Genomic DNA, 15,448 nt, shown 5'->3' on the forward strand with positions numbered 1-15,448 from the left:
TCGGTTAGTTAATGCTTCTTGCCCTTAACTGCCAAGCAATTGTCTCCTCCACCTACTCCTTTGGTGGATTCAACCCGAAGCTAGTCTTCGGGTTTTTTTTGCCTTTTTATAAAGGCATCTGCACAAAAATTAAACAATCCTTGCACTAAGTCTTTGAAAATACTATAATTTCCGACTCCCTGATCGCCCCAGGGAGAAGTGATAAGGACGAGTCTGCTGAAATTAGTGGCAGAACCACCAAAAACACAGAATATTCAGGGCGTTTTTAACTTTTATTAGGATTCAACATGAAAACCTTTTCCGCTAAGGGCCATGAGGTTCAGCGCGACTGGTTCGTGATTGACGCGACAGATAAAGTACTCGGACGTGTTGCCAGCGAAGTGGCACTCCGTTTACGCGGCAAGCATAAACCAGAATTTACACCACACGTAGACACAGGCGATTTTATCGTTGTTGTTAACGCAGGCAAACTGCGCGTGACAGGTACTAAAGCTCTGAACAAAACATACTACCGTCACACTGGTTATCCAGGCGGTATCTATGAAACAAATTTCCAGAAAATGCAAGAGCGTTTTCCAGGTCGTGCACTCGAGAAAGCTGTTAAAGGCATGCTGCCTAAAGGCCCACTCGGCTATGCAATGATCAAGAAGCTGAAAGTCTATGCAGATGCAACACATCCGCACGCAGCTCAGCAACCACAAGTACTCGACATCTAAGGATTAGCCATGATCGGTAATTACAACTACGGAACTGGCCGTCGCAAGAGCGCAGTTGCTCGCGTATTCCTGAAATCCGGCAGCGGCAAAATCGTTGTCAACGGCAAACCAGCTAATGAGTATTTCTCTCGTGAAACTGGTCTGATGGTCATTCGTCAACCTCTGGAACTGACTAATAATCTCGAAACATTCGACATTATGGTTAACGTTCACGGCGGCGGCGAATCCGGCCAATCCGGTGCTGTTCGTCACGGTATCACTCGTGCCCTGATCGACTACGATGCAACTTTGAAACCTGAATTGTCCAAAGCTGGCTTCGTTACTCGTGATGCTCGCGAAGTTGAACGTAAAAAAGTTGGTCTGCGCAAAGCACGTCGCGCAAAGCAATTCTCCAAGCGTTAATTTTTTCCCGCTGGAACGAAAAAGCCGCCTGGATGGGCGGCTTTTTTGCTTTGGGCGTGGCTTATGTCATACATGTAACGAGTTTTATACTGAATATCAGGTTCAAGTCTTCTGCTGTTAGAATAGCGTCAAAATTGCTTGCAAGGAAAAGATCATGATCAAAATAGGCATTGTCGGAGGTACAGGTTATACCGGTGTGGAGTTGCTGCGGATACTCGCATCGCATCCGCAGGCACAGATTACTGCCATTACCTCGCGTAAGGAAGATGGCTTGCTGGTGTCCGAGATGTACCCATCCTTGCGTGGCCGCGTGGACATCGCTTTTACTTCACCGGACAAAGCTAACCTGAAACAATGCGATGTCGTGTTTTTTGCGACCCCGCATGGCGTCGCCATGGCACAGGCACCAGAATTGCTGGCGGCAGGCGTAAAGGTGATTGACCTGGCGGCAGACTTCCGTATGAAGAATGTGGCAGAATTTGAAAAATGGTATGGCATCCCGCATACCTGCACCAATGTGCTGGAAGAAGCGGTGTATGGTTTGCCGGAATTGAATCGCGCAGCCATCAAGTCGGCGCGAGTGATAGGCAACCCTGGTTGCTACCCGACCACCATGCAACTGGGCTTTTATCCGCTGCTGAAGGCGGGCATTATTGATGCAGGCAATCTGATTGCTGATTGTAAATCTGGCGTGTCGGGTGCTGGCAGAAAAGCTGAGCTGGGCCTGCTGTTTTCTGAAACCAGCGATAGCTTTAAAGCCTATGGCGTATCTGGCCATCGCCATACACCAGAGACCGTGGAACAATTGCAAGCCATGAGCAAAGACGCGATTGGCCTGCTGTTCACACCGCATCTGGTGCCGATGATACGTGGCATGCATTCAACCCTGTATGCGCGCTTGAATAGCGAAACCAGCAACGAGCAATTGCAATCCCTGTTTGAAGATGCCTACAAGGATGAGCCATTTGTGGATGTGATGCCATTTGGCGCGCACCCTGAAACCCGTTCCACCCGCGCATCGAATATGCTGCGCTTAGCACTGCACAGGCCAAACAATGGCAATACCGTGATTGTGCTGGTGGTGCAGGATAATCTGGTGAAGGGCGCCTCAGGCCAGGCGGTCCAGTGTATGAACCTGATGTTTGGGCTGGAAGAAACTACCGGGCTGATGCATGTGCCCGTCATGCCTTAATCCCTGACCATCCCAGGACCATGACTAAATCACGTTACGCTCAGCGGCGCTATCTGGCACCGAAAATGACCATTACCAATGAAAAACCCTGGACCACCAAGTTGGCCATGGCCGGGGTGGTGATAGGCGTTGCTGCCGTAGTGGCATGGTGGACGTATGACTTGGGTAAAAACTTTGCTTTCGGTAGCAAGATCAGCGCAGGGCAAGTCGAACAGTTGAATAAGAAGGTAGAGGAACTGACTGCCGAGCGTGACAAGCTGTCGCTGTCAGCCAATACTATAGACAGCAAGGTCAACATCGACAAGTCCACGCAAAAGGAATTGACCGACCAGGTCAAGGCCCTGACTACAGAAAACCTGAAACTCAAGGATGACCTGGCTTTTTTTGAAAGTCTGACCCCGTCTGCAGTAAGTGCAGAAGGCATTTCCCTGCAAAATTTCAAAGTTGAAATACTAAGCCCCGGACAGCTGCGCTATCGCGCTCTGGTCATGCAAGGGGGTAAAACCGGGCGGGATTTCGCCGGGGAAATGCAATTCAGCCTGAACTTGGTACAAGCTGGTAAACCTGCTACGATGCTGTTTCCCGATCCTAAGTCGGGTGATGCCGGGAAGTTAAAATTATCATTCCGGCATTATCAGCGACTGGAGGGAACAATTTCCCTGCCAGAGGGAGCATCGGTCAAAGGTGTGCAGGCCAAGGTATTGGCAAATGGCCAGATCCGGGCTCAGCAAACGGTCAATTTATAAACCACGCAAAGAAACTGCTGCAATTGCTAAAAATAGCACTTCTCATACGCCGCGGGTTCTGGCTTAATTCCTCAAGAGGAAGCAAGAATGTTTAATCGAAAAAGCAAAAGCACCATAGACAGCCTGATTGGCGCCACGACCGTTATTGAAGGTGACCTGATGTTCAAAGGCGGCCTGCGTATTGACGGACATATACGTGGCAATGTTTCTTCTGACCTGGAATCGTCCAGCATGCTGGTTATTTCTGAACAGGCAACGATAGACGGTGAAGTCCGTGCTGCACATATTGTTGTCAATGGTGTCATCAATGGACCAGTTTTCTCGTCAGAATTACTGGAATTGCAACCAAAAGCGCAAATTTCTGGTGATGTTCACTATAAAACCCTGGAAATGCTGAGCGGTGCAGTGGTTTCCGGCAAGCTATCGCATGACCTGGCGCAAGAACCCGTCCTGAAACTTGCAGCGAGCAATGCATAGTTTTGCTTGCGGGTCTATAATGACGGTAACTAGTTTGAAGGAGTAATGTATGAACGCTGTTGCCGAAATGCCCGCACCCATTGTTTTTACTGAAAGCGCCGCTGCCAAGGTAGCCCAGTTGATCGAAGAAGAGGGTAACCCTGACCTGAAACTGCGCGTGTTTGTGCAAGGCGGTGGTTGCTCAGGTTTTCAGTATGGTTTCACTTTTGATGAAATCACCAATGAAGATGATACGACCATGACCAAGAACGGAGTCCATCTGTTAATCGATTCCATGAGCTACCAGTATCTGGTTGGTGCAGAAATCGATTACAAAGACGACCTTGAAGGTGCGCAATTTGTGATCAAAAACCCGAATGCAACCACCACTTGTGGCTGCGGTTCTTCGTTCTCTGCCTGATGTAGTTTGATATGGCCTGAATATTGGCATGTATGAAAAAGGACGCTGCGGCGTCCTTTTTTGTTTTTGCAATCACATCCTGTTTTCACTGTCTCTGCAAAGCACAATGAAAAGTATTTGCGGCAATTTCACTGAACAATTCATCACAAGACCGGCAAAGCTGATTACACTCATCTGTAGCTCACAGCATTCCTATTGATGCAGTGAGTCTTCACAAACAGGAGTTAGTATGGAGGCAGCCACACTTGCCATATCTTCACGCCAGCATGCGCTGGTGCAGGCTTTGCGCCGGCAGCTGCCCGCGCATTGTATTTTGCATGATGAAGAAGATACCCGACCCTATGAATGTGATGGCCTGGCTGCCTATCGTCAGTTGCCCATGGTGGTGACCCTGCCAGAGAATGAAAGCCAGGTCATCAGCATCATCAACATCTGCCGGGAAATGCAGATCGCCATCGTGCCGCGTGGCGCAGGCACGGGTCTGTCTGGCGGTGCCATGCCGATTGCCGATGGCCTGGTATTGTCCACGGCCAGGCTGAACCGCATTCTCAAGGTGGATGCCTATGCACGGACTGCCGTAGTACAACCGGGCGTGCGTAACCTGGCCATTTCCGAAGCGGTTACCAAACATGGTTTGTATTATGCGCCCGACCCTTCGTCACAGATCGCCTGCACCATAGGCGGCAACGTGGCAGAAAATTCCGGTGGTGTGCATTGCCTGAAATACGGCCTGACGGTACACAATGTGATGGCAGTGCGTGCCGTGACTATGGAAGGGGACATCATTGAACTCGGCGGTGGCGCGCTGGATGCACCGGGGCTGGATTTGCTGGCGGTGTTCATCGGTTCCGAAGGCATGCTGGGCATTGTTACCGAAGTGACGGTCAGGCTGATTCCCAAGCCGCAGACGGCGCGCGTCATCATGGCTTCGTTTGACGATGTCGTCAAAGGCGGCAATGCGGTTGCCAGCGTGATCGCTGCCGGCATCATTCCCGCCGGACTGGAGATGATGGACAAGACCTCATCACGCATGGTCGAGCCCTTTGTGAATGCCGGTTACGACACCGAAGCCGAAGCTATCCTGCTATGTGAATCGGACGGCACCATAGAAGAGGTGGAAGAAGAAATAGGACGTATGAGCGCCGTGCTGGAACGGGCTGGTGCCACCGCACTGGCGGTGTCCACCAGCGAAGCCGAGCGCCTGCGTTTCTGGTCTGGTCGCAAGAATGCCTTCCCCGCAGCGGGTCGGATATCGCCTGACTATTACTGCATGGACGGTACGATTCCGCGCAAGCATCTGGCGCGGGTATTGATTGGTATCGGCGAGATGGAAAAGAAATACGGCTTGCGCTGCGCGAATGTGTTTCATGCCGGTGACGGCAACCTGCATCCCCTGATTTTATTTGACGCCAACAAGGAAGGCGAATTCCACCAGGCTGAACTGTTTGGTGCCGAGATACTTGAACTCTGCGTGACGGTAGGCGGTACCATCACCGGTGAACACGGGGTAGGCATAGAGAAAATCAATTCCATGTGCGTGCAGTTTTCCAGTGAAGAAATCACCGCCTTCCTGGCATTGAAGCGGGCTTTTGATCCTGCAGTTTTACTGAATCCGGATAAGGCGATTCCTACCCTGCACCGGTGTGCAGAATATGGTCGCATGCATGTAAAAAAAGGGGCAGTGAAGTTCCCGGATTTGCCACGCTTTTAGAGCTTGTTTCAAGGTCAAAAATTTATTTCGGAATATGGCATGCAAAGCATCGTAGAAAATTTTCGTGAGCGCGTACTTGCTGCAAGCAATCAGCAGACGGCACTGCAAATCCAGGGCAGCGGCAGCAAGCGCTGGTACGGGCAGGAGTTGCATGGCGAACTATTGGACACCACCGCCTATCAGGGCATCCTGGCATATGATCCGACCGAACTGGTACTGACGGCACGCAGCGGTACCCGTTTGCAAGACATTGAAGCTGCGCTGGCAGAACACAACCAAATGCTGGCATTTGAACCGCCGCATTGGGGTACTGCGGCCACCCTGGGTGGTGTGATCGCTGCAGGCTTGTCTGGTCCCAGGCGGCCTGCCGCAGGCGCTGTACGCGATTTTGTGCTGGGTGCCAGCCTGATGGATGGCAGGGGAGACGTGCTGGAGTTTGGTGGACAGGTCATGAAGAATGTCGCTGGCTATGATGTCTCGCGTTTGCTGACTGGTTCCATGGGCTGCCTGGGTTTGCTGCTGGACATATCGGTCAAGGTATTGCCGCGCCCGTTTGCTGAAACCACCTTGGTGTTTGCCTTGTCGGAAGCGGATGCGATTACGCGCCTGAATCAATGGGCGGGCCAGGCCTTGCCGATTTCAGGCAGTTGCTGGCAGGTCGGACGCCTGATGTTGCGCCTGTCCGGGGCCGAGGCTGCGGTACGCGCTGCCAAAGTCCGGCTGGGTGGAGAAGAGATGCAGGACGCGGCCGAATTCTGGATCAGCCTGCGCGAACAGACGCATGATTTTTTCTCGCAGGATGAAGAGCAAGGCTTGTGGCGGCTGTCTTTGCCTTCCACCGCCACGCCTGTCCGTCTGAGCGGTAAATCCATGATCGAATGGGGGGGAGCGCAGCGCTGGTTATACAGTAATGAAAAGCCGGAGCTGATACGCCTGAATGCACTGGCTGCGGGTGGGCATGCCTGCCTGTTCCGTGGCGGTGACAAAAGCCTGGGTGTATTTGCCCCTTTGTCCGCAACTCTGGAAAAAATTCATCAGCGCTTGAAGCAGGTATTTGATCCCGCCGGGATATTTAATCCCGGTCGCATGTACAAAGGATTTTGAACAATTATGCAAACCAATCTCGCTGATTTCATCAAAGATACCCGCGAAGGCAAGGAAGCCGAAGACATTTTGCGTAAATGCGTGCATTGCGGATTTTGCACCGCGACCTGTCCCACCTATCAACTGCTGGGTGATGAACTGGATGGGCCGCGTGGTCGCATTTACCTGATCAAGCAGGTACTGGAAGGCAAGCCTGCAACACAGAAGACGCAGCAGCATCTGGACCGTTGCCTGACTTGCCGCAATTGCGAAACTACCTGTCCATCCGGGGTGCAGTATGGTCGCCTGGTGGATATTGGTCGTCAGGTGGTCGAACAGCAAGTCAGCCGCCCTTTGCTGCAGCGTATCAGCCGTTCTGCCTTGAAGCAGTTATTGCCGCGTAAATGGTTGTTTGCACCCGCCATGAAAATGGGACAAAGCCTGCGCCCCATGTTGCCACGCGTCTTGCAAAACAAGATACCGGTAGCGCAAGAAGCTGGGGTATGGCCGCAGGCAGAACATGCACGCAAGATGCTGCTGCTGGATGGTTGCGTGCAACCATCCATGTCGCCAAACATCAATGCTGCCACTGCCCGTGTGCTGGATGCGCTGGGGGTGCAACTGCAGGTAGCGTCGAAGGCTGGCTGCTGTGGTGCCATACGTTATCACCTGAATGCGCAGGAAGATGGGCTGGATGACATGCGCCGCAATATCGATGCCTGGTGGCCATATGTAGAAGCGGGTGCCGAAGCTATTGTCATGACCGCATCCGGCTGTGGCGTGACTGTCAAGGAATACGGTCATTTGCTGGCCCATGATGCCGTCTATGCCGACAAGGCGAAAAAAATATCCACATTGACGCTGGACTTGAGCGAGATATTACCTACATTCCAGGACGAGCTGGTGCGTCGCCTGCAAGGCAAAATCAGTAAGCGCATTGCCTGGCATCCGCCCTGTACCTTGCAACACGGGCAGCAGATACGTGGCAAGGTAGAAGGCTTGCTGACGGCGCTGGGTATTGATGTACAGCTTTGTGCTGACAGCCACTTGTGCTGTGGTTCTGCCGGTACTTATTCTGTCTTGCAACCCAAGCTTTCCTATCAATTGCGGGATAACAAATTACGCAGTCTGGAAGCAACGGATGCAGAGATGATTTTGTCGGCGAATATAGGTTGCCTGACACATTTGCAATCGGGGACAGACACGCCTGTCAGGCATTGGGTGGAGCTGATTGATCTGGCATTGCACGCCGCCGAGATAAGTAAGGGTTTGCCTGAAGTGGACAGTGTGGCAAATGCTGTTAATAAAGCTGAGTGACATATGTCCAGCCAGCGTGAACTCCTTAGCGAATGCGGACATCCACAGCAAAGTGTGTTGATGCCTGATGTAGTTCATGCTGCCTATTATCGCGACTCCTATAGAACTGAGCTTTGTCGTTGCGAGTTGTCAGTTATCGATGCATTTCACGGGATTTTCATGCACAGGCCAACATGGATGAAGTTAGTCATCCTGAGCCGTAATTACCTGGCATCCATGTTTGGAGTCGCAGTGGCAGACAGGGCAGAAATTATGCACCCGAGTATGAGATCAGATTACAAAGTGGGCGAAAAAATAGGCGCTTGGCCTATTTTTTTTCTGAGTTCAGATGAATTGGTTGCAGGCCGAGACAACAGCCATCTGGATTTCCGGCTTTCCATAGTGCGTGTAGAAGAGGAACAGACCGTCGCTATCGTAGTGTCCACGGTCTGCCTGACTCACAATTGGTTTGGGCGAGTCTATATACAACTGATACGCCCCTTTCATCGCTGGGGGCTAAAGTACCTGATAAGGCAAGCAATACTGGCGGGGCGCTTGTGATTTGAGATGTTATCCAGAGACTTTTCTCATCACTCCACCAGCAACTTTTCTATGTCGTCCAGCAAGTCCTTTGGCGCAGTTTGTGGTGCATAGCGTTTGAACACGCTACCATCTTTCTTAACCAGGAACTTGGTGAAGTTCCATTTGATGGATTGGCTGCCCAGCAAGCCTGGTGCCTGGGCTTTCAAATGCTGGAACAACGGGTGCGCCTTATCGCCATTCACATCAATCTTGTCAAACAGGGGGAAAGTGACACCGTAATTTTTTTCACAGAAAGCCCCAATCTCGTCGGCAGAGCCGGGCTCCTGATGGCCGAACTGGTTGCAGGGAAAGCCCAGCACTTCCACACCCTTGTCCTTGAATTGCTGGTAGATGGCTTCCAGTCCCTTGTATTGCGGGGTAAAACCGCAATTGCTGGCTGTATTGACGATCAGTACGACTTTGCCTGCATACTGTTTTAGATCAACCGGCTGACCTTGCAGGTTATTGGCATTGAATTCCAGCGCGCTCATACTATCCCCAGATGTTTGGTGCCTGCATTCAGGTCACGGTCTTTGGCATCCTTGCCTTGTAACATGATGGCCAGGCGCAGTTCATTGACAGAGTCAGCATTGCGCAAGGCATCTTCATACGTGATCTGGTCAGCTTCATGCAAGTCAAACAGCGACTGATCGAAGGTCTGCATACCCAGCTCACGGGATTTTTTCATGATTTCCTTGAGTTCATGCACCTGGCCTTTAAAGATCAGGTCAGACACCAGCGGTGTATTGAGCATGATTTCAACCGCCGCAGCACGACCCTTGCGTCCCTTCAGGGGAATCAGGCGCTGGGAAATGACTGCCTTCAGATTCAGCGACAAATCCATCAGCAACTGGGCGCGACGTTCTTCCGGGAAGAAGTTGATGATACGGTCCAGCGCCTGGTTGGAACTGTTGGCATGCAGGGTAGCCAGGCAAAGATGGCCGGTTTCTGCAAAGGCAACTGCAAAATCCATGGTTTCGCGGTCACGTATCTCACCGATCTGGATTACATCCGGGGCCTGGCGCAGGGAATTTTTCAATGCAGCACCCCAGTCCTGGGTATCAATCCCGACTTCACGCTGGGTGATGATGCAGTTCATATGTGGATGCACATATTCTATCGGGTCTTCGATAGTGATGATGTGGCCATAGCTATTCGCATTCCGGTATCCCAGCATGGCGGCCAGCGAAGTTGATTTACCGGAACCGGTCGCACCTACCATGATCACCAGACCGCGTTTGGTCATGGCGATTTCTTTGAGATTGCCTGGCAAACCCAGGTCTTCCAGCTTGGGAATGGCGGTCGTAATCGTCCGCAATACCAGGCCAACACGACCCTGCTGCATGAAGGCCGAGACGCGGAAACGCCCCATGCCCGCCGGGCTGATCGCGAAATTACATTCCTTGCTCGCCTCAAACTCTGCGGACTGTTTGTCGTTCATGATGGCGCGCGCCAGATCGACAGTATGTGCCGGTGACAAAGGCTGGTTGGACACCGGGGTGACACGGCCATCTATCTTGAAAGCCGGAGGGAAGTCTGCAGTAATAAACAAGTCAGAGCCGTTTTTGCTCAGCATCAGCCTGAGCAAATCGTGCATGAATTTGGTAGCCTGGTCGCGTTCCATGTGAATGCCGTCCTGTAAGCAGTTAACCGGGGAAATTTTCCGGGAGTTTAGCTGCAAAGCGTGCAGCACCGATAGAGATCACATTTCTGCGCACCAGATCTATCAGGTTTTGGTCCAGCGTCTGCATGCCGACATTGCTACCGGTCTGGATGGCCGAATACATCTGCGCCACTTTGGCTTCACGTATCAGGTTACGGATCGCCGGTGTACCTATCATGATTTCATGTGCCGCCACACGACCGGAGCCATCCTTGGTCTTCAGCAGGGTTTGTGAAATGACGGCCTGCAGAGATTCAGACAACATCGAACGCACCATTTCTTTTTCTTCACCCGGGAAAACGTCGACAATACGATCAATGGTTTTTGCAGCGGAAGAGGTATGCAGTGTACCGAACACCAAGTGACCGGTTTCGGCGGCAGTTAATGCCAGGCGTATGGTTTCCAGATCACGCAACTCACCCACCAGAATGGCGTCAGGATCTTCACGCAATGCCGAACGCAACGCATTGTTGAAAGACATGGTGTGCGGACCGACTTCACGCTGGTTGATCAGGCATTTCTTGGATTCATGCACAAATTCGATCGGGTCCTCGACCGTCAGGATATGCCCATACTCATTTTCATTGAGATGGTTGACCATGGCCGCCAGGGTTGTTGATTTACCGGAACCGGTTGGTCCTGTCACCAGCACCAGACCGCGCGGCTTCAACGCCAGATCCGCAAAAATGCGTGGCGTATTTAATTGTTCCAGCGACAGAATCTTGGATGGAATGGTACGCATAACCGCTGCCGGGCCACGTTCCTGGTTAAAGGCATTCACACGGAAGCGTGCCAGACCCGGGATAGAGAAGGAAAAATCGCACTCCAGCGTTTCTTCATAAGCTTTGCGCTGCGAATCGTTCATGATGTCATAAATCAATTCATGGACATCTTTATGTTCCAGCGGTGGCAGATTGATGCGCCTGACGTCGCCATGTACCCGTATCATAGGCGGCAAACCGGAAGATAAGTGTAAATCGGAGGCATTGTTCTTGACAGAGAACGCCAGCAGTTCTGAAATGTCCATTTATAATTCCGCTAGTGGTTATCGTTGTTGACTGCGTTGTTGACTGATTCTAAAGCTTTAAAAACAGGTTTTAAGGGCGATAGTGGTAAGGTTATCGCCATAGTAAGCTGTTTATGGCAGAAATCCGCAACGAATTTGATTGATTATTGCTTCCCCGATTATGTCCTCAATTTCTGACAACTTGCAAGCCGTACTTGCGCATATCCATGCTTATGCGCTGGAGAGTGGGCGTGACCCCAGCCAGGTAGAATTACTGGCAGTTTCCAAAACTTTTGGTGCCGAAGCCGTGCTGCAGGCTGCCGCAGCAGGGCAACGCCGCTTTGGCGAGAATTATCTGCAGGAAGCCCTGGACAAGATACAGGCAGTGCAGGCCATGGCACCACAATGGCCGCTGGAATGGCATTTTATCGGCCCTATACAAAGCAACAAGACCCGACCCATTGCCGAACACTTTGCCTGGGTGCATTCGGTAGACAGGGAAAAAATCGCCCGGCGTCTTTCCGAACAAAGGCCAGATCATTTGCCAGCCTTGAATATTTGTCTGCAAGTCAATATTAGTGGCGAAGAAAGCAAGAGCGGCGTGTTACCAGCGGAGGCGCTAGACCTTGCGCAACAGATTGCCTGTTTGCCACGCCTGAGCTTGCGCGGTTTGATGGCCGTACCAGAAGCCAGTGACGATCAGCAACAGCAAAGACTGGCATTTCGTCAGTTGAAAGAATTAAGCCAGTCCATACAGGCCGCCGGGATAGCACTCGACACCCTGTCCATGGGCATGAGCAGCGATCTGCACGCGGCAATTGCAGAAGGCAGTACCATGGTGCGGGTAGGCACGGCAATCTTTGGAAGCAGGAATTATGCAAGATAAACTCAAAATCGCCTTTATTGGTGGCGGCAATATGGCAAACGCACTGATCGGTGGCCTGATCAGCGAATTAACCAGCGCTGAACATATCCATGTGGTGGATGTAAACCAACAATCCCTGACCCGCATGGAGACTGAATTTGGTGTCAGCACGGCGATGGCGATAGATGACAGGCTGCAGGGTGTCGACGCGATTATTCTGGCGGTCAAACCGCAAAATCTGCGTGATGTCGTGGCAGAACTGACACCTTACCTGAAAAATCAGTTACTGATTTCGATTGCGGCAGGCATCCGTGCGGCTGACATGTCGCGCTGGCTGAATGGCTATGCCAAGATCGTACGCACCATGCCGAATACCCCAGCCCTGATCAGTAAAGGTATCACGGGCTTGTATGCCTTGCCAGGCGTAAGTGCAGCCGAAAAACTGACAGCCGAACAGATCATGCAAGCCGTGGGCCTGACCACCTGGCTGGAGGATGAAAGCCTGCTGGATGCCGTCACTGCCGTGTCTGGCAGTGGCCCTGCCTACGTGTTCTATTTTATTGAAGCCATGCAGCAGGCAGCCCAGGAACTGGGCCTGAGTCCCGAGCAGGGCGTGCAACTGGCGATTGCCACATTTAATGGCGCATCCCAACTGGCATTGCATTCCATCGAGCCGGTTGCCGTATTGCGTGACAGGGTGACATCAAAAGGCGGTACCACCTATGCCGCCCTGACCAGTATGGAAGCGGCTGGCGTCAAACCTGCCATCGTGGCTGCCATCAAGGCGGCTGCCGCACGCGGCAAGGAATTGGGAGACGAATTCGGGCAGCAGGCTTAGTTCTGTATCTTTGTGGGTAGTTTTTTTCCATGGTGTTGTACGCCGACATCATGGAAATCCAGTAATGTTGCGCTGCACAATGTGTTTTGCTACATTGCGAGCATGACAAAAATAAAAACAATAAGTTCTAAATTGGGATTAAGTGCCTTCGCCCTGGTTTTTGCTCTGGTCTTTGGTTTTGGTGGCGTTGAAGTCGGTGTCTTGCCGATGACAAGAATGCTGATGGGCTGGTGGCGAGCAGCATCTCTGGTTGCCGTGCCTGCCAGGATAGAAAAGCTGGCATTAAAACGACACGATGGTGAAAGCACGACCTGGCAAGTGTTGGGCGAATTTGTCTACCAGTATCAGGGCAAGGAATTTCGCAGTCACCGTATCAATATCGGTGGCGACAGCAGCGACAATATCGGCTCTTACCAGCAAGACTGGTATGCAGAATTGCAACGTGCACAGGCTACTAACCAGAACATCAATGTGTGGGTGGACCCGCAACAACCAGAATTTGCCGTGGTGGATCGCCAGATTCGCCTGAAACGTTTACTGTTTCTGATTCCTTTTGCCTTCCTGTTTCCAGCCGTTGCTCTGGGGGCCTGCTGGGCCCTGTGGGTGATCTGGCGCAAGCCCGTCTTTGATGAAAACCCCGCTGATAAGCAGCTAAGGGATCAGGTGGTGAATCCCTCGCTACAGCGCGGGTTGCTCAAACCCGAACCCAGCGGTGCTCTGGCCGCCGGACTGTTCGCTTTGGTGTGGAATATGTTGACCTTACCTTTGGTGTTGCTGGCGCTATCAGGTGGGGGTTTCGGTGTGCGTTGGCTATTGCTGGTGTTTCCACTTGCCGGTGTGTTGATCGCCTATTATGCGGTGCGTCAGGCTTACCTGCGTTGGCGTGTAGGCAAGACAGCGCTGAGCATGTCGCAGTTGCCTGCGATTGGGAACACTGACTGCAGAATACGTTTGCATTTTTTCACCCCGCTGGGGCAGCGCATGCACACCCCATCCATGTCATACGATGCGCATACCAGTATTGAATGCCTGTATGAAGACAGCAGGGGAGAGGATACCGATACCAAAATATTGTGGTCTGAAACCTTGACGACGCGACCGATCATGCATGCGGCATCTTGCCTGGATGCCAGTTTGAATCTGCCGGATCACCTTCAGGCAAGCGCTTTCTGGGATAAAGGCAAACAGAAAATCATCTGGAAACTGCGGATAAAGATATTGAACCACGAACTAGGATTTATCTTGCCTGTAACACGTGGCATAGGGCCAGAGGTCGGCTCGGCGGAGATTGCGGATATGGTGAGTCATCTCTCACGTTTTGGCGTCAAGTCCCATGAGGTATAACAACGCAATAACACAGTCGTTGCGAAATCTGCCTATCATCTTGGCTGATCGTTGTTGTATCTTGATAGTCTGCGCTCATTCAGCTTACTCTACAAGTCAGAGGGTGTTGCGATTCTGTTTCAGCATATTGCAGAATAAGGCACCTTGTTCAATTGCATCATCCAGTGCGACATGGGTATGTGGCAAGGGATCAAACCAGTGCTTGGGCATATTGCGTTTGGTGCTGTCGCGATAATCGGTTTTCATCAGCGCCATGGCAAAGCTTTTCATGTCCAGCGCCAAGTGACTGAATGGGCTTTCACCGGCAAAGCGTATCAAATACCAGTACACAAACAGAAAATCGAAACCGGCTGGATAAGCGACGAACACTGGTTTTCCCGGCAAGGTTTTAATCCAGCTGACATAACGCGGCATGGCCGTGGCCGGGTCTTCGATATCCTGGCGGCAGGCTGCCCATGCTTCCGGCTGGGTTTTCCACCAGGCGGCTGTTTTGGGATCGGCAGTTGCACCCGGCAAACAGGCGAGGTTGACGCTGAAGGTGGAAATCATCTGCTTGTCTGCGGTGTAGGCAGCCGACCCCAGGCTGAGCATGGAATGTGGTCCGGGAATGGGGCCGTCAGTTTCCACATCGGTGCTGATGTAAATTTCTGTCATGGTCAGTCGTGTCGTATGGGCGATAGCAGGCTTCTGGGCAATCGGCTTGCGGTGTCAATTTTTTTCATATTCTTCCAGATATTGATAGAACCGCGTGATGTTTGGTGTGACCTGATATCTGCTTCGGGCTGCCCACATTCAGCGATTTACCTGCGTGCCCAATTGACTTTTTTCAAAGCGGGCATTTCCCAGATACTTGAGATAACGGGCGTTACCGCTGACGTCGCTCATCTGATAATACGTGCCTACGTGCAAGGTGGGTAATTCGTCGTTCAGCGCCAGCATTTTTTCGGGTGTGACGTAGTGGACCGTACCACTTTGCGCATCCAGGCGAAACACCTTGCCATCGGTTGCCGTGATCAGTTGATAGCGCGGTCTGGACCAGGCACCATCACACGCAGACAGTGTGATTATTAGTGTGATTAACAGCGAGAAGACCAACAACATACGGATATGCATCATGTGTGCTCCTG

The 15,448-nt window shown here is 51.9% G+C and carries 18 protein-coding genes; 13 read left to right on the forward strand and 5 right to left on the reverse strand.

What is annotated here, in order from left to right:
- The first annotated feature begins 287 nt into the window (after nucleotides 1-287).
- The 10 genes from rplM to ACO0LM_RS05440 all read left to right on the forward strand — a co-directional run bounded on the left by rplM (nucleotide 288) and on the right by ACO0LM_RS05440 (nucleotide 8,584).
- On the forward strand, nucleotides 288-716 hold the full coding sequence (gene rplM / locus ACO0LM_RS05395) for a 50S ribosomal protein L13 (protein ID WP_110255178.1): 429 nt from the start codon (nucleotides 288-290) through the stop codon (nucleotides 714-716).
- A 9-nt stretch (nucleotides 717-725) separates the two neighbouring features.
- Nucleotides 726-1,118 carry a 30S ribosomal protein S9 gene (rpsI, locus tag ACO0LM_RS05400; protein WP_422983071.1) on the forward strand — a complete coding sequence of 131 codons (393 nt, stop codon included), beginning with the start codon at nucleotides 726-728 and terminating at the stop codon, nucleotides 1,116-1,118.
- A gap of 154 nt (nucleotides 1,119-1,272) precedes the next feature.
- Nucleotides 1,273-2,310: an N-acetyl-gamma-glutamyl-phosphate reductase gene (gene argC, locus ACO0LM_RS05405; RefSeq protein ID WP_422983073.1), complete on the forward strand. Its 1,038-nt coding sequence runs from the start codon at nucleotides 1,273-1,275 to the stop codon at nucleotides 2,308-2,310.
- Between the two features lie 20 nt (nucleotides 2,311-2,330).
- Nucleotides 2,331-3,056, forward strand: coding sequence for a DUF6776 family protein (locus tag ACO0LM_RS05410; RefSeq protein ID WP_423035000.1), 726 nt, complete (start codon nucleotides 2,331-2,333; stop codon nucleotides 3,054-3,056).
- A gap of 87 nt (nucleotides 3,057-3,143) precedes the next feature.
- The gene (locus ACO0LM_RS05415) at nucleotides 3,144-3,533 is read left to right on the forward strand and encodes a bactofilin family protein (protein ID WP_422983077.1); all 390 of its coding nucleotides are present in this window, start codon (nucleotides 3,144-3,146) and stop codon (nucleotides 3,531-3,533) included.
- A 49-nt stretch (nucleotides 3,534-3,582) separates the two neighbouring features.
- Nucleotides 3,583-3,933, forward strand: coding sequence for an iron-sulfur cluster insertion protein ErpA (gene erpA / locus ACO0LM_RS05420; protein WP_110255173.1), 351 nt, complete (start codon nucleotides 3,583-3,585; stop codon nucleotides 3,931-3,933).
- A gap of 229 nt (nucleotides 3,934-4,162) precedes the next feature.
- Nucleotides 4,163-5,644 carry an FAD-linked oxidase C-terminal domain-containing protein gene (locus ACO0LM_RS05425; RefSeq protein ID WP_423035002.1) on the forward strand — a complete coding sequence of 494 codons (1,482 nt, stop codon included), beginning with the start codon at nucleotides 4,163-4,165 and terminating at the stop codon, nucleotides 5,642-5,644.
- 39 nt (nucleotides 5,645-5,683) lie between these two features.
- Entirely contained in the window at nucleotides 5,684-6,748 is a 1,065-nt protein-coding gene (gene glcE, locus ACO0LM_RS05430) for a glycolate oxidase subunit GlcE (protein ID WP_423035004.1), read from the forward strand.
- A gap of 6 nt (nucleotides 6,749-6,754) precedes the next feature.
- Nucleotides 6,755-8,044 carry a glycolate oxidase subunit GlcF gene (gene glcF, locus ACO0LM_RS05435; protein WP_423035006.1) on the forward strand — a complete coding sequence of 430 codons (1,290 nt, stop codon included), beginning with the start codon at nucleotides 6,755-6,757 and terminating at the stop codon, nucleotides 8,042-8,044.
- Between the two features lie 3 nt (nucleotides 8,045-8,047).
- On the forward strand, nucleotides 8,048-8,584 hold the full coding sequence (locus ACO0LM_RS05440; RefSeq protein ID WP_423035008.1) for a DUF2867 domain-containing protein: 537 nt from the start codon (nucleotides 8,048-8,050) through the stop codon (nucleotides 8,582-8,584).
- 29 nt (nucleotides 8,585-8,613) lie between these two features.
- On the opposite strand, the gene ACO0LM_RS05445 is transcribed toward ACO0LM_RS05440, so the two are convergent.
- The 3 genes from ACO0LM_RS05445 to ACO0LM_RS05455 are packed head-to-tail and all read right to left on the reverse strand — an operon-like array spanning nucleotide 8,614 to nucleotide 11,295.
- Nucleotides 8,614-9,096, reverse strand: coding sequence for a glutathione peroxidase (locus tag ACO0LM_RS05445; protein ID WP_423035010.1), 483 nt, complete (start codon nucleotides 9,094-9,096; stop codon nucleotides 8,614-8,616).
- A complete protein-coding gene (locus tag ACO0LM_RS05450; RefSeq protein WP_423035012.1) occupies nucleotides 9,093-10,229 on the reverse strand; it encodes a PilT/PilU family type 4a pilus ATPase in 1,137 nt (378 codons plus the stop codon). Before ACO0LM_RS05450 ends, ACO0LM_RS05445 begins: the two co-directional genes overlap by 4 nt.
- 22 nt (nucleotides 10,230-10,251) lie before the next feature.
- A complete protein-coding gene (locus tag ACO0LM_RS05455; RefSeq protein ID WP_423035014.1) occupies nucleotides 10,252-11,295 on the reverse strand; it encodes a type IV pilus twitching motility protein PilT in 1,044 nt (347 codons plus the stop codon).
- Between the two features lie 160 nt (nucleotides 11,296-11,455).
- Between ACO0LM_RS05455 and ACO0LM_RS05460 the strand changes: the two genes are divergently transcribed.
- The 3 genes from ACO0LM_RS05460 to ACO0LM_RS05470 all read left to right on the forward strand — a co-directional run bounded on the left by ACO0LM_RS05460 (nucleotide 11,456) and on the right by ACO0LM_RS05470 (nucleotide 14,321).
- On the forward strand, nucleotides 11,456-12,160 hold the full coding sequence (locus ACO0LM_RS05460) for a YggS family pyridoxal phosphate-dependent enzyme (RefSeq protein ID WP_423035016.1): 705 nt from the start codon (nucleotides 11,456-11,458) through the stop codon (nucleotides 12,158-12,160).
- Complete coding sequence (proC, locus tag ACO0LM_RS05465; protein ID WP_423035018.1) at nucleotides 12,150-12,977, forward strand: pyrroline-5-carboxylate reductase; 828 nt, start codon at nucleotides 12,150-12,152, stop codon at nucleotides 12,975-12,977. Before ACO0LM_RS05460 ends, proC begins: the two co-directional genes overlap by 11 nt.
- A 102-nt stretch (nucleotides 12,978-13,079) precedes the next feature.
- The gene (locus ACO0LM_RS05470; protein ID WP_423035020.1) at nucleotides 13,080-14,321 is read left to right on the forward strand and encodes a DUF3592 domain-containing protein; all 1,242 of its coding nucleotides are present in this window, start codon (nucleotides 13,080-13,082) and stop codon (nucleotides 14,319-14,321) included.
- Between the two features lie 96 nt (nucleotides 14,322-14,417).
- Here ACO0LM_RS05470 and ACO0LM_RS05475 read toward each other — a convergent pair whose 3' ends face one another.
- Nucleotides 14,418-14,975 (reverse strand): exonuclease, encoded by a 558-nt coding sequence (locus ACO0LM_RS05475; RefSeq protein WP_423035022.1) that lies wholly within the window; start codon nucleotides 14,973-14,975, stop codon nucleotides 14,418-14,420.
- 138 nt (nucleotides 14,976-15,113) lie between these two features.
- Nucleotides 15,114-15,437 (reverse strand): hypothetical protein, encoded by a 324-nt coding sequence (locus ACO0LM_RS05480; RefSeq protein WP_423035024.1) that lies wholly within the window; start codon nucleotides 15,435-15,437, stop codon nucleotides 15,114-15,116.
- Nucleotides 15,438-15,448: the final 11 nt, after the last annotated feature.

This window comes from Undibacterium sp. Di26W (genome assembly GCF_049340265.1).
GTDB lineage: Bacteria > Pseudomonadota > Gammaproteobacteria > Burkholderiales > Burkholderiaceae_D > Undibacterium.

Excerpts from the sequence above, each read along its gene's own strand:
- ACO0LM_RS05440 (WP_423035008.1), top strand. The coding sequence starts at position 8,048 with ATGTCCAGCCAGCGTGAACTCCTTAGCGAATGCGGACATCCACAGCAA.
- ACO0LM_RS05450 (WP_423035012.1), bottom strand. The coding sequence starts at position 10,229 with ATGGAACGCGACCAGGCTACCAAATTCATGCACGATTTGCTCAGGCTG.
- rpsI (WP_422983071.1), top strand. The coding sequence starts at position 726 with ATGATCGGTAATTACAACTACGGAACTGGCCGTCGCAAGAGCGCAGTT.
- ACO0LM_RS05455 (WP_423035014.1), bottom strand. The coding sequence starts at position 11,295 with ATGGACATTTCAGAACTGCTGGCGTTCTCTGTCAAGAACAATGCCTCC.
- ACO0LM_RS05460 (WP_423035016.1), top strand. The coding sequence starts at position 11,456 with ATGTCCTCAATTTCTGACAACTTGCAAGCCGTACTTGCGCATATCCAT.
- glcF (WP_423035006.1), top strand. The coding sequence starts at position 6,755 with ATGCAAACCAATCTCGCTGATTTCATCAAAGATACCCGCGAAGGCAAG.
- proC (WP_423035018.1), top strand. The coding sequence starts at position 12,150 with ATGCAAGATAAACTCAAAATCGCCTTTATTGGTGGCGGCAATATGGCA.
- ACO0LM_RS05425 (WP_423035002.1), top strand. The coding sequence starts at position 4,163 with ATGGAGGCAGCCACACTTGCCATATCTTCACGCCAGCATGCGCTGGTG.
- rplM (WP_110255178.1), top strand. The coding sequence starts at position 288 with ATGAAAACCTTTTCCGCTAAGGGCCATGAGGTTCAGCGCGACTGGTTC.
- erpA (WP_110255173.1), top strand. The coding sequence starts at position 3,583 with ATGAACGCTGTTGCCGAAATGCCCGCACCCATTGTTTTTACTGAAAGC.
- ACO0LM_RS05480 (WP_423035024.1), bottom strand. The coding sequence starts at position 15,437 with ATGATGCATATCCGTATGTTGTTGGTCTTCTCGCTGTTAATCACACTA.
- ACO0LM_RS05415 (WP_422983077.1), top strand. The coding sequence starts at position 3,144 with ATGTTTAATCGAAAAAGCAAAAGCACCATAGACAGCCTGATTGGCGCC.
- ACO0LM_RS05410 (WP_423035000.1), top strand. The coding sequence starts at position 2,331 with ATGACTAAATCACGTTACGCTCAGCGGCGCTATCTGGCACCGAAAATG.
- ACO0LM_RS05445 (WP_423035010.1), bottom strand. The coding sequence starts at position 9,096 with ATGAGCGCGCTGGAATTCAATGCCAATAACCTGCAAGGTCAGCCGGTT.
- glcE (WP_423035004.1), top strand. The coding sequence starts at position 5,684 with ATGCAAAGCATCGTAGAAAATTTTCGTGAGCGCGTACTTGCTGCAAGC.
- ACO0LM_RS05475 (WP_423035022.1), bottom strand. The coding sequence starts at position 14,975 with ATGACAGAAATTTACATCAGCACCGATGTGGAAACTGACGGCCCCATT.
- ACO0LM_RS05470 (WP_423035020.1), top strand. The coding sequence starts at position 13,080 with ATGACAAAAATAAAAACAATAAGTTCTAAATTGGGATTAAGTGCCTTC.
- argC (WP_422983073.1), top strand. The coding sequence starts at position 1,273 with ATGATCAAAATAGGCATTGTCGGAGGTACAGGTTATACCGGTGTGGAG.